Below are 2,703 nucleotides of genomic sequence, written 5' to 3' on the forward strand. Positions count from 1 at the left end.
GCCTTATACGCCCTTAAACAGTTAGGTGTTCGACGGGGTAATTGGGTCTAGCAACGCCCGTCTAAATAGCCTTCGTTCGCCCCGAAGTCGCCGGATTCGCCGCCGTTTTCGTCCTCACCGTTGCCGGGCACGTCTCGGTTCGGCAATGAGTATCAGTCTCGGAGCGCGCCGAACAGCGCCCGGAGTTGTGCGCCGCCGCTCTCTGCGACGGCCGTCGGGAACCGCCATCGAGCGTTGTCGAGTGCGTCCGACAACGCCTCCGTCGCGCTCTCGAACACGCCCTCGCCGTGCCCGACGATGATTCGCTCCGGCTGGACGTCCGCGAAGTGAGAACGGGGAGGGAACGGCCGTCGGAGGAGATAGACGCCGAGGCGCTCCTCGCCGACGGTGAACAGCGGTGCCGTCCCGAGCACGTCGGCGACGTACAGGGTGTCGTCCGATTTCCGGTACGCTATCGCTTCGTCCCAACCGGGAAGCGGAGAACACCGCCGAACGTGGAATCCGCTGGTTCCGACTTCGTGGCCGTACCGCTGAACTGGGGCGTCCACGCGTTCGGCGATTCGGTCCATCCAGCGGGGGAGGTGGACGGGCACGTCGTGGCGACGGGCGAACGAGCCTGCGTTCCGGGCGTGCCAGTTCGAGAACACCGCCACACCGGCCACCTCGCCGAGTTCCGCCACCAACTCGTCCACACCCGGCGCGTCGAGCGGGTCGAAGAGCCATACGTCGCCGTCGGGGCCGCGAATCGCGTGACTCGCCCGTCGTCCGTCCTCTTCCGGATGCGCGAGCCAGCCGATTCCGTCGTCCCACCGGTCGACAACGCGAATCCCGTCCGCGTCGTCCCGATTGTACATCGGCATCGTTCGCGTGGACCGTCGTCCCGACTCCATTTAGCAGTCTCGTTGTCATTTTCTCCGCCTTCGGCCTCGTTCCTCCCCGTCCGTCGTCGTCCGACCCGGACTGCCGTTTGACGTGGACTTAAGCCGTCACACGCGAGACGGGTGCGCATGAAAGTCATCGTTCACGGCGGTGCTGGCGGCGAACCGGACGAACCGACCCCTCGACAGGCCGTCCTCGACGAGGCGGCGAGCGTCGGCGGCGAACAGGAGACGGTCGTCGATGCCGTCGAAGCGGCGGTTCACGTCCTCGAATCCTCGCCGCGGTTCAACGCGGGCGTCGGCGGCGCGGTTCAGAGCGACGGGGAAATCCGAACCGACGCCGGAATCATGACGAGCGACCGCGAAGCGGGCGCGGCCTGTTCCATGCCCGGCGTCGAACACGCCGTCAGCGCGGCCCGCGTCGTCATGGAGGAGACGCCGCACGTCCTCGTCAGCGGCGAGCACGCCGTCTCCCTCGCGGGCGATTTCGGCGTCGAAACCGACATCGACCTCTGGACCGAGAAAAGCCGGGAGCGGTGGGCAGGCCACGACACGCCCGAGGGGTCGCCGAGCGAGCACCTCGATTTGCTCCGCGAGAAGTTCGGGGGAACGCGGCGCGCAGCGCCGCGGAGGAGTCGAGCGGGAGCGACCCGCGAGACCACGATACGGTCGGGGCGGTTGCCTACGACGGCGAGGAGTTCGCGGCGGCCACCTCGACCGGAGGTCGGTGGCTCGCGCTCGCGGGTCGGGTCGGCGACGTTCCTCAAATCGGAAGCGGCTTCTACGCGGCCCCGGCGGGTGCGGCGAGTTCGACGGGTGCCGGTGAGGACATCGCCAAATCGACGCTGACCCGGCGGGCGGTTCGCCACCTCGAATCTGGATTCGACGCACGGGAGGCGGCGGACCGCGCCATCGAGGAGTTCGCCGAACTTACCGGGTCGAGTGCGGGCGTCATCGTCCTCGACCGGGACGGAAATGCGGGCAGTGCGTTCAACAGCGACGCGATGCAGACCGCAGCGACTCGGTAGTCGCTCCGTCGCCCGGTTTCGCCGTAACGCAAACTCTTTCCGGCGTTCGGGAGAATAACGAGGCATGAGCGAGCAGGACGTAGACCTCTCGGCCGAAAAGTACGAAAAACATCGGGAGGCCGGTGAAATCCTCGCACAGGTGCGAGCGGAAGCCGCCGAGAAAGTCGATGTCGGCGTGACCCACCTCGAAGTCGCGGAGTTCGCGGAGGACCGCATCCGCGAACTCGGCGGGAAGCCCGCGTTTCCCGTGAACATCAGCATCGACGAGGAGGCGGCTCACGCGACGCCGGGAATCGACGACGAGACGACCTTCGGCGAAGACATGGTGAACCTCGACATCGGGGTCCACGTGGACGGATGGCTCGCCGACACCGCCATCACCGTGGACCTCTCGGGCCACGACGAACTCGCGGAGGCCAGCGCCGAAGCGCTCGACGCCGCGCTCGAACTCGTCGAACCCGGCGTCGAGACCGGCGAAATCGGTGCCGAAATCGAGTCCGTCATCGAGGGCTACGGCTACAATCCGGTCGTCAACCTCTCGGGGCACGGCCTCGCCCACTACGAACAGCACACGGAGCCGAACATCCCGAACCTCGGCGTCGAGCGCGGCGTCGAACTCCAAGTCGGTGACGTGGTTGCCATCGAACCGTTCGCCACGGACGGAACGGGAAAGGTCGGCGAAGGTGCCGAAGAGGAGATTTTCGCCCTCGAACGGGAATCCTCGGTCCGCGACCGAAGCGCCCGCCAGGCGCTCTCCCAGATTACCGAGGAGTTCCGAACGCTCCCCTTCGCTACCC

At 67.0% G+C, this 2,703-nt stretch carries 2 protein-coding genes and 1 pseudogene; 2 read left to right on the plus strand and 1 reads right to left on the minus strand.

The genetic code is table 11. The features are described from left to right. Window positions 1-152: 152 nt before the first annotated feature. Window positions 153-860 carry a hypothetical protein gene (locus BG842_RS10135; protein WP_069450648.1) on the minus strand — a complete coding sequence of 236 codons (708 nt, stop codon included), beginning with the start codon at window positions 858-860 and terminating at the stop codon, window positions 153-155. A gap of 147 nt (window positions 861-1,007) precedes the next feature. On the opposite strand from BG842_RS10135, the pseudogene BG842_RS10140 reads away from it, so the two are divergent. Both BG842_RS10140 and map read left to right on the plus strand, forming a co-directional pair. Next, window positions 1,008-1,906: pseudogene (locus tag BG842_RS10140) on the plus strand (isoaspartyl peptidase/L-asparaginase). Window positions 1,907-1,970: 64 nt separating this feature from the next. After that, on the plus strand, window positions 1,971-2,703 hold a 733-nt coding region (map, locus tag BG842_RS10145), incomplete at its 3' end, for a type II methionyl aminopeptidase (protein ID WP_069450647.1).

The sequence above is a fragment of the Haladaptatus sp. W1 genome (assembly GCF_001723155.1).
GTDB classification, from domain to species: domain Archaea; phylum Halobacteriota; class Halobacteria; order Halobacteriales; family Haladaptataceae; genus Haladaptatus; species Haladaptatus paucihalophilus.